Origin of the sequence: Metabacillus lacus, from assembly GCF_009674805.1 — a bacterium.
GTDB classification, from domain to species: domain Bacteria; phylum Bacillota; class Bacilli; order Bacillales; family Bacillaceae; genus Metabacillus_C; species Metabacillus_C lacus.
The window spans coordinates 16,827-35,508 of record NZ_WKKI01000025.1; the positions used below are offsets into that span (position 1 = coordinate 16,827).

The window sequence follows — 18,682 nt, forward strand, 5'->3', positions numbered from 1 at the left end:
CAAAATTATTTGAAGTTTTCAGACTGAACTATTGAATCCTTTAAATCCCTAATTCGATATTCAAATTTATAATCACTCATATCCGAATCGTATACTAAGTTACCAAATAGTTTGTTCATAATACCCAAATTAAGCTTAGTAGCTAAAATATTCAAAGCTGGATTAAAGAGCTTCGTTAATTTAATCTTGTTCCCATGCGCCTCAGCAATTAACTGTACCATTTCACTTGTCTTCACATGTTCCTTATTTTGTGGAAAAAACAGTCCACTTTCTTCATTCTCAATCATTATTCGAATAAATTCACATAAATTATCAATGTGAAGCATACTTCGCTGATTATCAATGTCAGGGAAAAAAGGTAACTTCTTTGCAACCTTTGCTAACTTTGGATAATTCCCTTTTGAACCTTTTCCGTAAATCATAGGTGACCTAATAATTAAAACTTTAAACTCATCACTCTCTAAAGGCTTTATACCTTCTTCAGCCTGCAGCTTACTATCACCATAAAAATTACTTGGTTTAGGTACTGTATTTTTATCAATTACCTTGATTTCACTGCTACCATCACCATACACAATTATGCTGCTCATAAACATAAATTGTTTTACACCTTCTGCTTTTGCTTTTTTAGCAACCTCAATTGTAAGGTCACGGTTTATTTTATAATATAGACCTGCCATCTTAGGGTCGGATGAGACATGTGCTATTCCTGCTACATGTAAAACTGCATCATAGCTGGAAAATTTTTTTTCCTTCCATGATTCTTTTCTTAAACTTATAGAATCTATATAATATTCATCTGGGTAACGTTGCACCCATTTTTTGAAACTTTTACCGACATAGCTGTTTACACCAGTTATTAAAATCCTCTTCATTTAATTAACCTTCTCCTTATTCCCTGCTAATTTTTTTACGCCCTTTCCACCTTCAACAACGCCATCACTTTTTACAACACTTACAATCGTTTTAAAAAAGCATTTAATATCCATACATAATCCAATTTTTTCAACATACTCCCCATCTAACTTTGCCTTAATATCAATAGGAAGTTCATCCCTACCATTAATCTGCGCCCACCCTGTTAATCCCGGGGGCACATCATTTGCACCGTACTTATCACGCTCAGCAATAAGATCGTACTGATTCCATAACGCAGGCCTAGGACCAATAATACTCATCTGTCCAACAAAGATATTCCAGATCTGAGGCAATTCATCTAACGAAGTTTTTCTAAGGAACTTGCCCATTTTAGTAATATATTGATCTGGATTATCTAATAGATGTGTCGGTGTATCTTTTGGAGTATCAATCCTCATCGTACGGAACTTTAAAATATTAAAATGTGTTTTTTTATTTCCGACACGTTTTTGTTTGAACAGGACAGGACCTTTTGAGCCTAATTTAATTCCTAAAATAAGAATTAAAAAAATAGGGGACAGCACGATCAACCCTACTAAAGAAAGAACTATATCTATTAATCTTTTTATTTTCATGTACATAACCGTTACACTCCTTGAAAGTTTGTTAGTACTTAATTGAAAGCTCCTTTCAACCAACTACTAACCTACTATAACTAATCTATAATCAATCCCCACTTCGTAATATCTATTCAATCAACAACATTCAATCACGTTGTTTTTTCACTTTCACTATAACTTCAACCTTGTTTCTTCCTGTTAAACTACCATTCAATCAACTCTTAAAAACTACCAAAAACACTCGGAAACCATATGCCCCAAGACTTTCAGCATCTTATCTGATTACGATACTCAGTTCCCAATGTATATTCAATATTATTCCATGTTTTACAAGCTGGAAAAGACTGATAAATCAACTTTTTCAAATTCAATTTTAGCGTTTTATCTTTTTCTAATCGTCAGAAGACCAGTATGGTACACAGATAAAACCTCATATATAGTACATGAACTTTATCTTGTATTTTTTCACGTTTTTAAGACTATATGTTGTGGTTCTTTATTTACCAATAAGACTTCCCAATAATTAAACAATTATCACCTGATCCGCAAGTTCAAGTCCTCACAAAAACGGCACTACAACATCATCTTCCTCAACATCCCCTGCTTCTGAATGCTCACTACATAAAACTTCTCCATCATTATAACGAACAATCCCACCTACAGGACAAACTACGCCAACATTTATTAAATAATCCTCAAACAGTACATCCATATGTGCCAAATCCCTAAGAACTAACTCCCTCTCATAATCATTCTTAAGCACCATTCTATTATTCAAACACACATCTGCCTCAGTTTTTCCAATCAGACTTAACACAGTAGGCACTGCTATACCTGCAAGAACACCCAGCACAACAATTAAAGCTAGTAACTCTACCAACGTTAAGCCACGACTATCCTTCATCGCTTTACCAATTCTCTTGCCTAAATTAGTTTCCACCTAGACCTACCTCCTTAAATTTTAGCAACAAAGCAGATCTAAGATGTTACCCAATATGAGTAGTTAGTAGTTGGTAATTAAGTTTAATCTTTAACCAATCTATTTCCGCACTACAAATACCCCTCGAATAGAACACAACCTATTTCCAATTCTCGGGGTATAATGTATTTATCTTTCAAACTTTTGCTTTCACTTACCTTCAGAATCATAAGCACACACCAGTTGGATTAAGTTATCCACTCGAAAACTGCGACCATTCAGTACAGAAGAATCTATTATCCCACTATCTGAGACTGTCTGCATCCAATTACAGATGCTGACCAATGCTCTAGCGCCGTTACAATAATAATATTCTCTATGCCAACTGCTAAAGTTTTTCCACTACAAACTGTAAAGTTAGCTTATCAACAATAATAGCTTTTGTGGCCGGCAGAAATTTTGTGAAATTCTCGCGCCGTACTATCCCTTGCTTTACTCGCTTCATCTTAGTCTTTCTCTATTCAACAAGTGCAAGTATCTTATTTTCTCTTCGATTCGCAATATTCACGACAAATTCTTTCAGTTCATCTTGCGTGAAGCTCTCAAACTTATGCAGCAAAAACTGTATCTCCTGCTCCTGATCAAGCAAAGCTTTCCCAATAAAAATCTTCGGAAAAACTGGCTGAGGATGAATTTCTTTTTCGTTAAGAAGCTCTTCAAACATCTTCTCTCCAGGACGCAATCCGGAATACTGAATACCAATCTCTTCTACTGTATAGCCGGATAGTCTAATCAGATTCTTAGCCAGATCCGTTATTTTAACAGGCTCTCCCATATCTAGTACAAATACCTCTCCACCGCGCGCCAATGATCCTGCTTGAATCACAAGTCGCGACGCTTCAGGAATTGTCATAAAATAGCGTGTCATATCAGGGTGAGTGACAGTAATCGGTCCGCCGTTTTGAATTTGCTTTTTGAATAGCGGAATGACGCTTCCACGACTCCCCAGTACATTTCCAAAGCGAACTGCAACAAATTTGGTATTACTGCTTTGATCAAGCTTTTGAATGATCATTTCCGCAATCCGTTTTGTAGAACCCATTACATTCGGCGGGTTGACTGCTTTGTCAGAAGAGATCAAGACAAATGTGTCAGTGCCGGCTGCATCCGCAGCTTCCGCTACATTTTTCGTTCCAAACACATTGTTTTTCACAGCTTCCTGAGGGTTATATTCCATTAATGGCACGTGCTTATGAGCAGCAGCATGATAGACAACCTTTGGCTTATGTTCACACAATACCGAAAACATCCGCTCGCGATCTTGAATATCCCCAATCACAGGCACAATTTCAATTGTTTTTCCAAAGCTGTTTCGCAATTCCATATCAATCGCATAAATACTGTTTTCACCATGACCGACCAAAACAAGTTTCTCTGGAGAAAACCTGCAGATCTGCCGGCAGATTTCCGAGCCGATAGACCCGCCTGCTCCTGTTACCAGGACAGTTTTCCCTGTAATTTTTTCTGAAATATTATCAATATCAAGCTTGACCGGCTCACGCCCAAGCAAATCCTCTACCTGTACATCTCTAAACGCATTAACCGATATGGTGCCAACCATGAGGTCTTCAATTCTCGGCATAATTTCTATTTTAGCATTCGTTTTTGAACATTCCTCAAAAATCCGGGTTAATTCCTCTTTTCCGAGTGAAGGAATTGCAATCACGATATGATCAATCTGGAGTTTTTCAACTGTTTGTTCAATAGAAGTCGCATCCCCTATTACCGGCAGTCCAAGAAAATGCAAACGATGTTTTCTAAAATCATCATCAATAAACGCAACAGGCTCTAGCTCAACGTCACGGTTATTCAACAACTGCCTTGCAACCATTGTCCCTGCAGCACCTGCTCCAATGATTAATGTTCGTTTCTTAATTGAGTGAGGCTTCATATAACGGTCACGAAATACTCTCCACGAAAATCTTGATCCTCCAATTAACAGGACATGAAGCATCCAGGCAATCAACAGTGTTCGTACATATACGTCTCCAAAAAACACCATTTGAACGATACCTGTCGCTAAAATGGAATAGCTGACAGCTTTCACGATTGAAACCAATTCTCTTACACTCGCATATTCCCATGCCTTATTATACAGTCTGTAAACGGCCGCAAAAGCATGGTGGCTTACCAGCAGAATAAGTGAGCTGAACAGAAGGGTTTCAAGCTTGAAAATTCCAAAGTGAGGATGAAGGATCCAATAGCTGAAATAAATGGCGGTCAACACAATCAGCGAGTCGAGCAGTGATAGTATTGTAATTCTTTTTCGGTACGTCAACGCAACGTTCCCCTTCCATATAAATAAAGATTTTTAAAATAAATAGTTAATGATAAATCATTCTCTGAACGATCTATCATTAACTATTTATAGTGTTTTATAGATTGAGTTAAAATTAAAATTGGGCATTTAACCCATCCTCACGCCATACCAGCGACAACACGCGTCTAAGGCAAGATATCTTGCCCACAGCATAACCGAGTGCCTCCATTGATAATGGCGAGGAGACATTGCCAAACAGGCTATGTAAGCCTGAAACATATATAGTAGTTTAAAAGATTCCGAGAAATTTCTTTTTCTTAATGTGCTGCGGCATTTCTTTATACACAGTCTTGTTTTCTGCTAGCAGCGCTGCATTTTCCGTAAGTAGATATACCAAGTCATTTCCGTATTCTTTATGGATTATATCCATTGCTTCAGTCAGCTTGAAAGTTCGATTTGAAATGTTATGAGCATCAGATGCAATAAAATGCGTTAAATTTGCTTCTATGAGCTGATGTGAGAATTTTTTGATGTTCTTACCGAAATATCCGCACACACTTGATGCGGTGATTTGGGTGAGGGCGCCTTTTTTCACAAGGTTGTATAGCTTGTCCGGATTCTCAGTAATCCCGGCATTTCTCTCTGGATGAACAATTATCGGCGTGTATCCTCGCAACTGAATGTCATAGAGTACTTTCTCGGTATATCTTGGGACAGAGTCGGAAGGCAATTCGATAAACAAGTAGTTTGAGTGATTGAGTGACAGAATTTGACTATTCTCTAGGTCTTCGACTATTTCACCGTAAATTCTTGTTTCCATGCCAGGGAGGACTTTCAGAGGAATGTTTTCCTGCAATAGTGTTTTATTTAATGTATCAGTACTTTCTAAAATATTTCGCCTGTTGTTGTTGTATCTTCCATTCTGATGATGAGGCGTTGCAATGATGCTGGAAATTCCTTCTGCAACAGCCGCTTTTGCCATTGTAAGGGAATCTTCCATTGTCTGTGCGCCATCATCAAGCTTGGGAAGAATATGGCTGTGGATGTCGATCATTTTGGTCATCCTTCCCTCGTAAATATAATTCTATTAAATGGTTATGTTGCATAAAATTGCGTTATTTTGGTAAAACATACATGAAGAAATATAACACGTTACCGGAGAAAAGGAAAGGGGGGAAATCTGTCGAATTATGACTTTTTTCCCCCGTAGTAGTAGTAATATTGACTCTCTTTTTGTTTTTTATTATTTAAAACGGTTCCAAGGATTTTTGCATTCACATTTTGCAGCTGCTCTTTCGCTTTCATTGCAGACTCAATTTCTGTCCTTCCTGAACTTACGACGAGCACAACACCATCTGCCATGCTGGACAATATTTGTGTATCTGTTACTGCCAGAACAGGCGGTGTGTCAAAGATCAGCACATCATATTCTTCCTTAGCTGCTTCTATCAAAGAGGTCATATTTTTCGAGCCCAGCAGCTCTGATGGATTTGGGGGAATTGGCCCGCTTGGTAAAATATATAGATTATCCTGCATAGAAGTGCTTACTGCATCAAGCAATGATAATTGCCTTGTCAGCACGTTTGTTAAACCCTGATGATTTTCCAGCCTGAACGTATAATGAACCGTCGGCTTTCTTAAATCAGCATCAATTAACAGCACTCTTTTTCCTTGCTGAGCAAACACAACAGCCAGATTTGCTGCAGTGGTGGATTTTCCTTCTCCTGGACCAGAAGAAGTAACAATCAACGAACGCAGCTCTTTATCCACCTGGGAAAATTGGATATTTGTCCGTATATTTTTATACTGCTCTGCAATCGGTGACTTTGGGCTGGTCAACGAAATAAGACTTCGGTTTTGCATTTGAAACATCTGCTTGCGGTTTTTACGAGCCAACTGACTCACCTCTCATTCTTGAAGCTGTTGGTTCCGGTACGTTAGTGGTCATTTCTGATTCATGATCAATCTGTGTAATTGCACCCAGCACTGGCAGCTCCAGCATTTTTTCAATATCTGTTTCATTTTTAATAGTGTTATCAAGATATTCCAGCAGGAATGCCAATCCAACTCCTGCCATTAATCCAACTACCAGGGCAATTGCCATATTCATCGACGGTCTTGGCTTAATAGGTGAGGGAGTTTCTCCTAGATCTGCTTGAGACAGGATACTGACATTGTCTACATTCATAATAGTTTGAATTTCAGTTTGAAATACACTTGCCGTAGTGTTTGCAATTTGTACAGCAAGGGCTGGATCTGGGTGTTCTGCTGTAATTCTAAATACCTGTGAATCCCGTTCATTTGCTACAGAGATCGAATTTCTAAGCTCTTCATTTGTCATATTCGTGTTTAACTGCTCTCGAACTTTATCTATAATTGTCGGGCTTGTTATAATCACACTGTACGTATTAATCAGCTGAATGTTCGTTTGTATTTCACTAACATTGTAGATTTGCTGTTCACCTTTCGACTGATTGACGAGGATTTGAGTAGATGTGGAATAAACAGGCGTTAGGAAAAAGTAACTGATGATACCGCTTGTTGCTGTTGCAAGTGCTGTGATAATGATAATGAGTGCAAGCCGTTTTTTTAGTGTTGAAAACAGCTCTTTCAGGCTGATTGTTTCTTCCATATGTACCTCCGCTTGGGAAAATTGTCTAAATATAAAAATACTTGTTCATTATAAACGGTTATTTATCATATATCTACACCACATAGCAAATTTCTCCTGAATTTTTTCTACAATTTATCTCTTTGTTTGCAATATAACCCCTTTCTCCTTCATATTTCCCAGGAAGATGGATGTGTGTACAATAGAAAAAAGCGGCTTCTGGAACTGTGACAAAATATTGTCAACTGCCCCATTGGCCGCTTTCTTTCTATAGCTTATTTAACAGCACTGTAATCAACGCGCTGAACAGGATGGCTGCAAATGGCAGTGACACAAGCCCCATTCTTTTCTTGAATTTTCGTTTGCGTTCCATTTCCTCCGGTGTAAGCCAATTACTCATCTCTCTCTATACCCCTTTCGTTTTCAGCAGCTGGCTGGCATGTCCTCACGGTGTTAGCCCCTCTAGCTTTGCGCCTCATGCCTTTCAGCATGGTTGCTTTTATGTAAACGGTTCCTGCAGATGTTGTCGAATACTGTCTTAAGAAGTTTTTCTACCAGTAATATCGACAGGAAGGAATACCCATGAATAGGCTTTAAGTCCTGAGTAAGCGCAAAGACCGCAAAGAATCCCTTTGCGGCCTTACACATTTATCTAAGTTGCATATACTTTTCTAATCTCCAAAATCAGGTCCTCAAGCAATTCCTTCGTGGTTACATTGGAACGTTCGCCCTTATTATAGGCATTCATGAGAATTTCAAGAAATTGTTCTTGTTTCATCATCCGCTTCTCTTCCATATCTTCATTTTACCCTTCCGTTTTACAATTTTTGCAAAACATATTTTGATTATAATAAGAGTTTGCCAGTTTCACAACTAGACATTTTTCCTGTTTACTGTCGTTTTCTGTATAACTGCCCGCTTTTTCTTTTTCTTAAACCTTTTATCACAGCTTTTTAAATAGGGTATAATAAAGGAATTGAATTTCTTTGTTAAAGGAGCCATGACGATGCTGAATCGGGAACTATACAAAGACGATGTGCTTCAGGCAGGAGAGCTGCTGAAGAAGGTGCTGTCTCCTGATATTGAAAGTGACCGGAATCTTTTTAAGAAAGGTTTACTGCTCTACCGCGGGGGCAGTGTGTATAATGTAAAATCTCATCCTTCCCTTGTCTCAGCGAAAGTGCAGGATGTGACGCCTGTGCATGTGGAGCTGCATCTGCCCTCCGTGGACAAAAGTACATGCTCTTGCCCCAATGGCTTTCCATGCCGCCATTTGATCGCTGTTTTTCTATATGTATATGCCGGCGTGGACCGGGTTGGCACGTATATAGAAGCCTGGAAAGAGGAAAGTAGCCCGGATATTCTGGCCCATTTGAAAAAAGGGGCGCTTGGAGCTGAGCCCGAATTAACAGATTCCTCGCTTCAAAGCTGGCTCTCCTATTTTGACTATCAGCATCAGCGCTGGGCGTCCAATCCGGATAATTTGCGTATGGCGTCCAGCAGCCTGTACCACAGGCTTTATCCAAGACTGAAAGATAAAAAACCGCGCTCATTTGATTTGCAGCGGTTTTATAGTATTCATACATCGCTCGCCGTGTTTCTCTATATATTAATGATACTGAATAAGTCGGAGCCCAGAAAAGAAACGTTACAGCACAGCACGTATTCTTATGTTGATCAGCTCCTTGATAACATATCGAGAGAGTTAACAGAAATGAAGCGCTATGCCCTGCCATTTGCGCTGGATCCGCTGCTGGATGATAGTGTGGATCGTTTTCGCGAGCTCTTGACGGCTTCGGATTTTCTTCAAAAGGAAAGGCTGCTTCTCTACAGAATGCTCTGGACCGCTCTTTTAAATAGAGACAAATGGATCTCCAAGGAACGCAGCTGGCTCTTGAGTAAAGCAGAAGAGGAAGATGATGAAGTGTATCAGCTGGCACTGATGCACATGGATTTTCTGCAGCGCAAAGATGAGCAGCTGTTTCAGAGGCTGCACAAACTGAGTGATGAAGCTTTCCCGGTTGTGCTCAACTGGTTTTCAGAGCTGAGTGCGAAAAAAGATTATAAAAGAAGTGCTGCCTGGGCTGAGTATCTCATCAGCAACGCGGGAAGCTATCTCGCCAGGCAAAAGCGCTATGAAGAAAAGCGCAGCGTTGTGAGAAATTTGCTGCCGATTATCCGTGATTACACTGATTTCTCAAAAGCAAACACCGTATTTGCCGAAGCCTGCCGCAGCATGCTGCCTTACAGCTATGGTGAGTACTCCATCTTCCTGCTGGATCAGCGGGATTATAAAACGTGGGTGGAGCTGCATTCTCTGCTCGGCTACAGCATCCATGATCTTGACGCCGTTACAGTTAAAGAAGCAGCCAAGGAGGTGCCGGAGTCGCTGATTCCGATTTACCACCAAAGCATCGCTTCGGAAATTTCATTCAAAACGCGGGAAAATTACCGCCAGGCTGTCCGTCAGCTGAAAAAGCTCCGCACTTTATATAAAAAGCTGAAGCGCGAAGAAGAATTTGAAAACTTTATGTTGCAGCTGTCAGAAAAGCACCGCAGATTGCGTGCTTTTCAGGAGGAATTGAAGAAAGGAAAATTGATACATGCATAACTACTCTATCACCGTGACCACAGAGGCTGTAGAAAATTTTCATTATTATGTGTGGTGCTCCACGTCAGAAGGAGAGCATCTCACTCTCCCGCACATGAAACGATTGCTGTTCACCTGGCATGAGTCGTCTTACTACGGAACCTTTCTTGAAGATATCAGCTATATCGGCATTCCTGCCTTTCTTCTGTCGCCGTGGCAGACTGTAGAGCTGTTCGCGAAGAACACAGGAAACTCGCTTGCAGACATTTCGTTTGAAGAAGAAACGGCAAAGCTACAGCACGCTGCTCAGCGAATTTATGAGCTGGTGGCTAGCGGAGACTTTCTTCCAGACTTCGACTCGTGGAGAGTTCAAGAAAGGTACTGGAAACCGCAGTCAGTGGAGCTGATCGGCTATGAAGGGGAATGGTTTTCAGCAGCCGTTGAAGATTTGATATCAAAAGATCCTTCATTAAAAAAGCTTTGGAAAGATATTTTGGAGCAGTTTCCGACACTGGAAACATATGAAGGACATTTTCTCGATGAGCAGGACTGGCTGGAGAAGATCGGCTGGTACAGTGACGACGCACCGTTCAGTATTGGCTTGCGCCTCAATGAGCCGGAATACGACGGAGATGACTGGAGATTAGAGCTGTTTTTGCGAAGCAAGGATGAAAGAGCTGAGTTTCAGGTTTTTCAAGGTTTTGAAGATTTGCCAAGTTCCTACACTCCTTACTACAGCAAAATTGAGCGAGAGCAGTCGCGTCTGCGGGATCTCGTGCCCTGGCTGAGCTTTTCAGGAGGCACAACATATATGTCAGAGGAAGAAGCATGGATGTTCCTGACAGATGCCAGCGAAATTCTCGTTAACATGGGGATCGAAATTCTCCTTCCTTCATGGTGGCAGGTGGTGAAAGAATCGCAGGCCAGCATGAAGGCGAAAATTTCCTCCACTCCAAGAGGGCCGTCCTATGTCGGCATGAACTCTCTCATCGACTTTAACTGGCGCTTTGCGACGAATGGCGTCGAGCTTTCCGAGGAAGAGTTTTTGCAGCTTGTTTCTGACAAAAGGCGCCTTGTCCACATTCGCGGACAGTGGATCAAGCTCGATCCTGCATTCATTCAGCATGTCAAATCTGTGCTAAAAAGAGCTGAAAAAGAAGGTCTTCATTTCTCAGACATTCTGCTGCAGGAGCTGCCGGAAAATGACGAAGAAGAGGAAGAAGAATTCGACCCGCGCTTGTTTGCAAACATTCAAATTGAAATGAATCAGCAAATGAAAAAAATGCTGCAGCAGCTCACTCAGCCGTCCGACATTCCAGCCACTATCGTTCCTCCTGAATTTCAGGGAGTATTGCGCCCATATCAGCAGCAAGGTGTGGATTGGCTGCTGTTTTTAAGGAACTCGCACTTCGGGGCGTGCCTCGCCGATGACATGGGACTCGGAAAAACGATTCAAATGATCGCTTATTTCTCTTATATAAAGCAGCATGAAGCCGTGAACATGCCGTCGCTCATTATTGCGCCAACCTCTGTGCTTGGCAACTGGCAAAAGGAATTTCAAAAATTCGCGCCGCATCTGGAGGTCAGGCTGCACTACGGTCCGAACCGTGCCAAGGCTGACGCTTTTGAAAACTCCCTATCTGGAGCAGATGTAATTCTCACCTCCTACGGGCTTTCTCATCAGGATTATGAAGAATTGTCCTCTGTCACATGGGCGACAGTCTGCCTGGACGAGGCGCAAAATATAAAAAATGCCCAAACAAAACAGTCGCGGGCAATCCGTAAGCTGAAAGGGCAGCATCACATTGCCCTGACAGGCACACCGATGGAAAATCGACTGTCAGAGCTGTGGTCCATTTATGATTTTCTCAATCACGGCTATCTCGGCAGTCTTCATCACTTTCATAAAAAGTTTGTGCTGCCGATTGAAAAAGAACGCGAAACGAAAAAAATTCAGCAGCTGCAGCAGCTCATTCAGCCGTTCCTGCTGCGCCGCACAAAACGCGATGAGCAGGTTGCCCTGAATCTGCCTGAAAAGCAGGAGCAAAAAGAATTTATTCCGCTCACTGTGGAGCAGGCGTCTCTCTATGAGCAGCTCGTTAAGGACACATTTGATCAGCTCCTCACTGTCGGAGGCATGCAGCGCAAGGCCTTGATCCTAAAAATGCTCGGCAAGCTGAAGCAAATTTGCAATCATCCGGCTCTTTATTTGAAAGAAGAGCAGGCAAGGGAGATTGTCAGCCGCTCTCATAAAACAGAAAAACTGCTGGAGCTCATCACCGCCATCCGTGAACAGAAAGAAAGCTGCTTGATTTTCACACAGTATATCGGAATGGGCGAAATGATTTCCTCACTGCTGCAGAAGGAATTCGGTGAAAGAGTACTGTTTTTGAACGGAAGTGTTCCTAAGCAAGAGCGTGACAGAATGGTCGAAACCTTTCAAAACAAGGAATACTCCATCCTGATTCTTTCCTTGAAAGCCGGCGGTACCGGCCTCAACCTGACGGCGGCAAATCACGTCATTCACTATGACCGCTGGTGGAATCCGGCTGTAGAAAATCAGGCAACAGACAGAGCCTACCGAATCGGGCAAAACCGCTTCGTTCATGTTCATAAGCTGGTCACGATCGGAACGATTGAAGAAAAAATCGATGAAATGCTGCAGAAAAAGCAGTCGCTCAACGACGAAATCATCACCAGCGAAAACTGGATCACCGAGCTCTCCTCCGACGAACTGGAAGAGCTGTTCACACTATCGCTGTCCTAAAGGAGGCGTGAACCATGGCAAGAAAAGCAAAAAAGAAAGAAGAAACATCAACAGATCCAAAAAAGGCGCCTCAGTGGGAAGCCTTGTACAAAAGAGTACAGCAAAAGCTAAAGGGTAAACAGGGATAGCACTAAGAGCTATCCTTTTTTTATGTAGAGAGGACCGTTATTAAGAACAACCACTTCTGAAAAATGCCAGCTGTTTTAGGGCTGGCCAAAATGAGGGGTGTGCGAGGGATGACAATTGATTTTCTCTAAGAAGTAAATAGAGGCGAGAGGGGGAACTCTTCTTACGGCTGAACTTCGGCAAGCTCGCGGGGCTTACCTCCCATAAATCTGACGGAATCGGCGATCACTTCTGTTACATACACCTTCTTGCCGTCACTGCTTTCATAATTCCTCGTCTGAATGCGGCCTGACACGCCGACAATGGAGCCTTTTCTGCAGTAGTTTGCGGTATTTTCTGCTGTTTTCCGCCAAAGCGTGCACTGAACAAAATCCGTCTCAATCTCACCAGATGCACTCTTAAAAGGGCGGCTGACAGCGAGCGTAATATGAGCAACAGGGGCACCCTCTGCGGTATAGCGAATATCGGGATCGCGAGTCAACCTCCCAACCAGCATAACAGTATTAAACACTTTGCACCTCCTCTCTCTTCCCCGTTATTGTATATGAAGATGAACAATACGAAAAATGAAGGTAATCCTGTTTCTTTGGATCATATTGCATTAGTTGATAGGGGGTATTCTTATTTTGGAAGACTTTTATGGAGTATCGCATGGTGATATATTAACTTTTGGGTGATTTATGCTTCTTTGTTCGGGGGCTGGGTTATTACGGTGCAAGCAGCGGAAGACACTATAACCTGCGGCAACAGAGGGCTTGCTGAAACCCCGCAGGCGAAGCCGAGGAGGCCTCAAACTTGTCCTTCAACGGGCTCATGAAGGACATTTCTGTTAACTTTCCACTCAGTTTTGTCCTTCATCGAGCTTATGAAGGACATTTCGTTGGCTTTTCCACCCAGTTTTGTCCTTCATCACCCTTATGAAGGACATTTCGCTTCACTTTTCACCCAGTTTTGTCCTTCATCGACCTTATGAAGGACATTTCGTTGGCTTTTCCACCCAGTTTTGTCCTTCATCACCCTTATGAAGGACATTTCGCTTCACTTTTCACCCAGTTTTGTCCTTCATCACCCTTATGAAGGACATTTCGCTTCACTTTTCACCCAGTTTTGTCCTTCATCGAGCTTATGAAGGACATTTCGCTGACTTTTCTTCACTGTTTTGTCCTTCATCGCCCTCCTGAAGGACATTTTGCTGACTTTTTCTAGCTGTTTTGTGCTTCATCGACCCATAGAGCTCTTAAATGTTGTAATCAACCAAGAGTGCAATGCAGCGGAAGACACTTGACTCCTGCGGGATATGAGGGAAGCCTGAGACCCCGCAGGCAAAGCCGAGGAGGCTCAACTCCCTCCCCGCGGAAAGCAAATGTCTGTAGCGCAATGGAACGAACTTGTTCAACCTAATCACTCAGGCTTTTCATTCTCTTAATTCAGCCAAAGTAGAACGCTTCCCCTAGAACCACAAAACTAGCTAATCAACCAGAGTGCAATGCAGCGGAAGACACTTGACTCCTGCGGGAACTGGAGGGAACGCTGAGACCCCGCAGGCAAAGCCGAGGAGGCTCAGCTCCCTCCCCGCGGAAAGCAAGTGTCTGCAGCGCAATGGAACGGACATGTTCAATGTAATTATTTTGGCTTTTCAATCTTTAATGACAAGGTAGAACGGTCCTGATAGAGTCTACAAGCAAACTACCAACCAAAAGTGCAATGCAGCGAAAGACACTCCACTCCTGCGGGATATGAGGGAAGGCTGAGACCCCGCAGGCAAAGCCGAGGAGGCTCAGCTCCCTCCCCGCGGAAAGCAAGTGTCTGCAGCGAAATGGAACGAACTATGCTCAACCTAACCACTCCGGCTTTTCTCAAGGTAGAACATTCCCCAATCTATGTTATAATAAGGAAAATTCCACGGAAAACGAGGTGGCCTTCATGAAAACATTCAAACTGGTTGGACTAAAAGTAGAACAAAGCGAACAGCAAGACAAACCCCTAAAAGAATACCCTCTGTCAGACGGACTCATCATCAACCGCGAAGACGGAGAAAACCGCTGGATGATCGAAGCGCTTCTCGATAAAACCTATGAATCAGACTTTGCCCCCTATCACGCCAAAAACAAAGATCTCTGCCTGTATGTAACCATCTCTAAAAAAGGCAACAATCCTGCTAAACTGCAAGCAACCATCTCCAGCATGATGACGCTGGACAACCATGTATCCATTCTGTTTGAAGGCAAAATGCTCACATCCCGCTCCAACGTTGACCCTGAAGAACTGCTAAAATCCCTTGTGGATGACGGCCTGTCAGGCGATGCCCTGCTCGAAACATTCAACGAACTTTATTATGAAAAACGAGTCATGTCTAAATCATAGTAATTCACACAAAAAAGCAAAGCCCGGAGGCTTTGCTTTTTCAACTATCACACTAATTAGTTGTTGTTCTCGTCATCGTCGTTCTCAAGAATCGGCTCTTCTGTCATGCCGTCCTCATCTGTACCATCTTGCATATCTGTTTCCATATCGTTTTCCATGTCATTTTCAGTTCCAGGCATACCGCCGTCATCTGCTGGAGGAGTTTCCTGCTCCATGTTGTTATTGTCTTCCGGAGGCGCTGGATCCTGATCATTCGCACAACCCGCTACCAACATAGCTGCAAGCACAGAACCTGTAAGCTTTAGTGTCCATTTTTTACTCATTTTCCATTCTCCTTTCGCGACCTTTTATTATTATAGTTTAGACGGTCTTTTTATAGGGTGCCCTGTTCATCCTCGGACATTCACCTATAGTTTTCTAATTGTTTTCTTTTGTGAGCGCTACACCCTTTATATATCCGTCTTACAATTGAAGTAAACTCGACCACAGAATAAAAGGACAATTTTCCTAGATAACTGGAAAAATTGTCCTTATTACTTAAAATTTAATGTAATTAGCAGTACTTTATTGGTTTTTTTCACCAAGTCCGAACATAATTTCTGTTTCACAAACAACTTGGCCATCTACTGTTGCGACACCTTTTCCTTTTCCAAGAGAGCCGCGCAGACGGAGAATCTCCACTTCCAGACGAAGCTGATCGCCGGGCTTCACCTGCTTTTTAAAACGGCAGTTATCAATACCCGCAAAAAAGGCAAGCCTGCCCTGATTTTCTTCCATTTTCAGCATGGCGACCGCTCCCACCTGTGCGAGCGCCTCTACAATCAACACTCCGGGCATAACCGGATAGTTCGGAAAGTGGCCGCTGAAGAATTCCTCATTGGCTGATACATTTTTAATCCCAATTGCGCGTTTTCCTTCTTCTACTTCCAAAATTCGATCCACCAGCAAAAACGGATAGCGGTGCGGAATGATTTCTTGAATAGCTTGAATGTCCAGCATGTTTTATAACCCCTTTACATGGAATATGTACTTCTGTTTATACGGCAAAAGGAAGGGAAAACCCTTCCTTTTTCATCACGTATAGTATTTTATTGATTTCTAACGACAAGGTCAATGATATGCTGCCATGTACTTCTTTTAAACACATCAAGAGGCTCGCCTTCCCCCAGGATGCCATAGCCGATGATTGCACCAAGGACGATTGCAGCAGCCATGCCAAGGAGCACAAGCAAAACACGTACCGGAATTGGGATGAGGCGCACCTTATAGCTTTCTTTTACAGGCTTTGTGCGTGTTTTTTTCCCTTTTCTTTCGCTGCTTTTGATTTTTTTATGTTCTTCTCGTGTTTTTAGTGCACCTTTAGCTGACAATATTGGATTCCCCTTTGAGCCCGTTATCTTACGCTGTTAATGAGCCCTAGCATTTGATCTCCAATACTGATGGATTTTGCATTCATCTGAAAGGAGCGCTGAGCTATCATTAAATCAGAAATCTCCTTGGATAAGTCCACATTGGAGGATTCCAGAAAACCCTGCTGCACATTCACTTCATTGCGGAGCGGGCCATTTAACAGTTGAAGCACTTCATCTAACGGTCTGTTGTTATCTATAGCATATAAATTTGAGCCCGTTTTTTCAAGGTGCTGAGGAGAAGTTATTTTCACAATACCTAATTGAGCGGTCTGCACAGGGCCTCCAGGTACTGCCGGAACTGTAGTAAGAACGCCCTGCTTTGAAATGACTATATCTTTAAAATTTTCTTCAAGAAGAATTGGGTTGCCTTCGCTGTCCGAAACCGGGAGCCCTTCTGCTGTCGCCAGCATCAGTCTGCCATCAGCGGCCGGCGACAGATAAAGCGCTCCATCTCTCGTGTAACGGATCCCGTTTTCTGTACTGATTTGGAGAAACTGATCCTGTTCGGCAAAAGCAAGATCAAGGTTTCTATCCGTTTTTTTCACAATTCCCTGCGAGAACACCGTTTTGATGTTCAGGTGCGCACCATTGCCTTCACGCAGTCCCATTGCTGAAGAGCGCCCAAGCTCGTTTTTCTCCTGCGGCTGGTTGTCCATTTGCTGGCGGATCATTTCCCCAAAGCTCGCTGATTCTTTTTTAAAGCCCTGCGTATCAATATTGCTGATATTATTTCCGATAACATCCAGCTGCTTTTGAAGCTGATACATGGTATTAGAGGCTGTGACCATCGTCCGAAGCATACTGTTTTCCCCCTATTATCTTAAACGTCCGATTTCATTAACCGCTTTTTCCATGCTTCTGTCGTAAGCTTGAAGCACCTTTTGATTGGCCTCAAAAGCCCGGTAGGCCGTCATCATATCAGCGTAGTTTTTCGTCACGTCCACATTTGAACCTTCCACATAGCCCTGGCGGATGCTGTAGCTGACTTCCGGATTATTCACTGCAGATTGCAGCACACCGTTATTTTCAACTGCATACAGCCCGTCATTTCTCTTCATCAGCAATCTGACATCATCAGCAAGCACAACATTGATTCTGCCTGCGCTGATGCCGTTTGACAGCACTTCCCCCTGTGCTGTTACTTCAAAATCACCTTTTACAATGATTTGCTCTCCTGTTGTGGAGAGCAGCGGTAATCCGCCCGAGGTAAGCTGATCGAGATTATTTATATCAAAGTGGCTGTTTCTTGTGTAAGCCCTCGTTCCATCGTCCTGAAGAACTTCAAAAAACAGCATTCCTTTTTGATTGGTTTCTGGAAACAGGGGAACATTCAGCTCGAGCAGAGCCAGGTCAGAATTTGAACCTGTTTCCCTCAGGTCACCCTGCGCAGTTAACGGAACCATTTCCTGCATATAAGCTCCTGTCGAGAGCGGTATGGGTCCAAGGCTTGAGGCAGACCCGAAGGAAGCACCGTTTTTAACAGGCAGACTGCTGCTCTCTGTCCGCTGCAGCAGCATTTCCGGAAAAGAGCGAATGCTGCTCTGATCTGCTTTGTAGCCCGGTGTATTCACATTGGCGATGTTGTTTGTGAGCATTTCCGTGCGGCGCTGCTGTGAAATCATTCCGGAAGCAGCGGTATAGAAGCCTTTTAGCATGATTGTTCCACCTTTAGTAGTTTGGAAAGTTTTTCTTTTATTATAAAGTACATATTTCCCAGACACAGTAATTATTTTTTAAAAAAGTCGATAAAAATTATTCCTTATACCCATAAAATCGGCAGAAATGACGAAATCTTTATAAGGGACAAGAAATTGTCCCTTTTCAAATTGTGTTGAGGGCTGATTCCCGTCAGCTTCTCTTTTTGATGGCATCTGAGAATATCAGGTGCCTTTTTTTTATTTTTTTAGCTACTTTTGACCCATTAACATTCTCACTGTTTTCGCTATAATTACTTTAATTTACAAAAATAACAACTGAAAAAGGCAAACCTGCTGAAAGGCAGGGACGCAAAGCCATGGGTCTAAACGGGTGCATTCCCGCATGATTGCCAGGTTGCCAGAGCTCTTCTTCTTGAGCTGCTGGGCTTCAAGAAGGA

General features: G+C 42.5%; 18 protein-coding genes and 2 riboswitches. Of the genes, 3 read left to right on the forward strand and 15 right to left on the reverse strand.

The window, feature by feature from the left end:
• Nucleotides 1-5: 5 nt before the first annotated feature.
• The 9 genes from GJU40_RS12850 to GJU40_RS21265 form a co-directional block, all read right to left on the reverse strand.
• Nucleotides 6-875 (reverse strand): NAD-dependent epimerase/dehydratase family protein, encoded by an 870-nt coding sequence (locus tag GJU40_RS12850; protein WP_154308238.1) that lies wholly within the window; start codon nucleotides 873-875, stop codon nucleotides 6-8.
• Nucleotides 876-1,499, reverse strand: coding sequence for a sugar transferase (locus tag GJU40_RS12855; RefSeq protein ID WP_154308240.1), 624 nt, complete (start codon nucleotides 1,497-1,499; stop codon nucleotides 876-878).
• Between the two features lie 538 nt (nucleotides 1,500-2,037).
• The gene (locus GJU40_RS12860; protein WP_154308242.1) at nucleotides 2,038-2,418 is read right to left on the reverse strand and encodes a prepilin-type N-terminal cleavage/methylation domain-containing protein; all 381 of its coding nucleotides are present in this window, start codon (nucleotides 2,416-2,418) and stop codon (nucleotides 2,038-2,040) included.
• A 496-nt stretch (nucleotides 2,419-2,914) separates the two neighbouring features.
• Entirely contained in the window at nucleotides 2,915-4,735 is a 1,821-nt protein-coding gene (locus tag GJU40_RS12865; protein ID WP_154308244.1) for a polysaccharide biosynthesis protein, read from the reverse strand.
• Nucleotides 4,736-5,006: 271 nt separating this feature from the next.
• Nucleotides 5,007-5,771: a tyrosine-protein phosphatase gene (locus GJU40_RS12870; RefSeq protein ID WP_154308303.1), complete on the reverse strand. Its 765-nt coding sequence runs from the start codon at nucleotides 5,769-5,771 to the stop codon at nucleotides 5,007-5,009.
• Nucleotides 5,772-5,905: 134 nt separating this feature from the next.
• On the reverse strand, nucleotides 5,906-6,613 hold the full coding sequence (locus GJU40_RS12875; protein ID WP_425481225.1) for a CpsD/CapB family tyrosine-protein kinase: 708 nt from the start codon (nucleotides 6,611-6,613) through the stop codon (nucleotides 5,906-5,908).
• Nucleotides 6,603-7,349: a YveK family protein gene (locus GJU40_RS12880; protein WP_154308246.1), complete on the reverse strand. Its 747-nt coding sequence runs from the start codon at nucleotides 7,347-7,349 to the stop codon at nucleotides 6,603-6,605. The genes GJU40_RS12875 and GJU40_RS12880 overlap by 11 nt, the downstream gene beginning before the upstream one ends.
• A gap of 247 nt (nucleotides 7,350-7,596) precedes the next feature.
• On the reverse strand, nucleotides 7,597-7,728 hold the full coding sequence (locus GJU40_RS21260) for a hypothetical protein (RefSeq protein ID WP_281350705.1): 132 nt from the start codon (nucleotides 7,726-7,728) through the stop codon (nucleotides 7,597-7,599).
• Between the two features lie 22 nt (nucleotides 7,729-7,750).
• Nucleotides 7,751-7,836: riboswitch (cyclic di-GMP riboswitch) on the reverse strand.
• Nucleotides 7,837-7,980: 144 nt separating this feature from the next.
• On the reverse strand, nucleotides 7,981-8,109 hold the full coding sequence (locus tag GJU40_RS21265) for a YwzD family small protein (RefSeq protein ID WP_281350706.1): 129 nt from the start codon (nucleotides 8,107-8,109) through the stop codon (nucleotides 7,981-7,983).
• Between the two features lie 225 nt (nucleotides 8,110-8,334).
• Between GJU40_RS21265 and GJU40_RS12885 the strand changes: the two genes are divergently transcribed.
• Nucleotides 8,335-9,939, forward strand: coding sequence for an SWIM zinc finger family protein (locus GJU40_RS12885; RefSeq protein WP_170289401.1), 1,605 nt, complete (start codon nucleotides 8,335-8,337; stop codon nucleotides 9,937-9,939).
• Nucleotides 9,932-12,685, forward strand: coding sequence for a DEAD/DEAH box helicase (locus GJU40_RS12890; protein ID WP_154308250.1), 2,754 nt, complete (start codon nucleotides 9,932-9,934; stop codon nucleotides 12,683-12,685). The genes GJU40_RS12885 and GJU40_RS12890 overlap by 8 nt, the downstream gene beginning before the upstream one ends.
• Nucleotides 12,686-12,974: 289 nt before the next feature.
• On the opposite strand, the gene GJU40_RS12895 is transcribed toward GJU40_RS12890, so the two are convergent.
• The gene (locus tag GJU40_RS12895) at nucleotides 12,975-13,322 is read right to left on the reverse strand and encodes a single-stranded DNA-binding protein (RefSeq protein ID WP_343031544.1); all 348 of its coding nucleotides are present in this window, start codon (nucleotides 13,320-13,322) and stop codon (nucleotides 12,975-12,977) included.
• A 1,412-nt stretch (nucleotides 13,323-14,734) separates the two neighbouring features.
• On the opposite strand from GJU40_RS12895, the gene GJU40_RS12900 reads away from it, so the two are divergent.
• A complete protein-coding gene (locus tag GJU40_RS12900) occupies nucleotides 14,735-15,175 on the forward strand; it encodes a YwpF family protein (RefSeq protein WP_154308252.1) in 441 nt (146 codons plus the stop codon).
• Between the two features lie 56 nt (nucleotides 15,176-15,231).
• On the opposite strand, the gene GJU40_RS12905 is transcribed toward GJU40_RS12900, so the two are convergent.
• The 5 genes from GJU40_RS12905 to GJU40_RS12925 form a co-directional block, all read right to left on the reverse strand.
• Nucleotides 15,232-15,498, reverse strand: a complete 267-nt coding sequence (locus GJU40_RS12905) for a hypothetical protein (RefSeq protein ID WP_154308254.1) — start codon at nucleotides 15,496-15,498, stop codon at nucleotides 15,232-15,234.
• Between the two features lie 241 nt (nucleotides 15,499-15,739).
• The gene (gene fabZ / locus GJU40_RS12910) at nucleotides 15,740-16,174 is read right to left on the reverse strand and encodes a 3-hydroxyacyl-ACP dehydratase FabZ (RefSeq protein ID WP_154308256.1); all 435 of its coding nucleotides are present in this window, start codon (nucleotides 16,172-16,174) and stop codon (nucleotides 15,740-15,742) included.
• 89 nt (nucleotides 16,175-16,263) lie between these two features.
• Nucleotides 16,264-16,545 carry a DNA-directed RNA polymerase subunit beta gene (locus GJU40_RS12915; RefSeq protein ID WP_154308258.1) on the reverse strand — a complete coding sequence of 94 codons (282 nt, stop codon included), beginning with the start codon at nucleotides 16,543-16,545 and terminating at the stop codon, nucleotides 16,264-16,266.
• A gap of 23 nt (nucleotides 16,546-16,568) precedes the next feature.
• The gene (locus tag GJU40_RS12920; protein WP_154308260.1) at nucleotides 16,569-17,387 is read right to left on the reverse strand and encodes a flagellar hook-basal body protein; all 819 of its coding nucleotides are present in this window, start codon (nucleotides 17,385-17,387) and stop codon (nucleotides 16,569-16,571) included.
• A gap of 15 nt (nucleotides 17,388-17,402) precedes the next feature.
• A complete protein-coding gene (locus tag GJU40_RS12925) occupies nucleotides 17,403-18,242 on the reverse strand; it encodes a flagellar hook-basal body protein (RefSeq protein WP_154308262.1) in 840 nt (279 codons plus the stop codon).
• Nucleotides 18,243-18,558: 316 nt separating this feature from the next.
• Nucleotides 18,559-18,647: riboswitch (cyclic di-GMP riboswitch) on the forward strand.
• Nucleotides 18,648-18,682 lie beyond the last annotated feature (35 nt).

What these genes read in the sequence shown, in the direction of transcription:
- GJU40_RS12850 (WP_154308238.1), bottom strand. Translation starts at nt 875, where the DNA reads ATGAAGAGGATTTTAATAACTGGTGTAAACAGCTATGTCGGTAAAAGT.
- GJU40_RS12855 (WP_154308240.1), bottom strand. Translation starts at nt 1,499, where the DNA reads ATGTACATGAAAATAAAAAGATTAATAGATATAGTTCTTTCTTTAGTA.
- GJU40_RS12870 (WP_154308303.1), bottom strand. Translation starts at nt 5,771, where the DNA reads ATGATCGACATCCACAGCCATATTCTTCCCAAGCTTGATGATGGCGCA.
- GJU40_RS12880 (WP_154308246.1), bottom strand. Translation starts at nt 7,349, where the DNA reads ATGGAAGAAACAATCAGCCTGAAAGAGCTGTTTTCAACACTAAAAAAA.
- GJU40_RS21260 (WP_281350705.1), bottom strand. Translation starts at nt 7,728, where the DNA reads ATGAGTAATTGGCTTACACCGGAGGAAATGGAACGCAAACGAAAATTC.
- GJU40_RS21265 (WP_281350706.1), bottom strand. Translation starts at nt 8,109, where the DNA reads ATGATGAAACAAGAACAATTTCTTGAAATTCTCATGAATGCCTATAAT.
- GJU40_RS12885 (WP_170289401.1), top strand. Translation starts at nt 8,335, where the DNA reads ATGCTGAATCGGGAACTATACAAAGACGATGTGCTTCAGGCAGGAGAG.
- GJU40_RS12890 (WP_154308250.1), top strand. Translation starts at nt 9,932, where the DNA reads ATGCATAACTACTCTATCACCGTGACCACAGAGGCTGTAGAAAATTTT.
- GJU40_RS12900 (WP_154308252.1), top strand. Translation starts at nt 14,735, where the DNA reads ATGAAAACATTCAAACTGGTTGGACTAAAAGTAGAACAAAGCGAACAG.
- GJU40_RS12905 (WP_154308254.1), bottom strand. Translation starts at nt 15,498, where the DNA reads ATGAGTAAAAAATGGACACTAAAGCTTACAGGTTCTGTGCTTGCAGCT.
- fabZ (WP_154308256.1), bottom strand. Translation starts at nt 16,174, where the DNA reads ATGCTGGACATTCAAGCTATTCAAGAAATCATTCCGCACCGCTATCCG.
- GJU40_RS12920 (WP_154308260.1), bottom strand. Translation starts at nt 17,387, where the DNA reads ATGCTTCGGACGATGGTCACAGCCTCTAATACCATGTATCAGCTTCAA.
- GJU40_RS12925 (WP_154308262.1), bottom strand. Translation starts at nt 18,242, where the DNA reads ATGCTAAAAGGCTTCTATACCGCTGCTTCCGGAATGATTTCACAGCAG.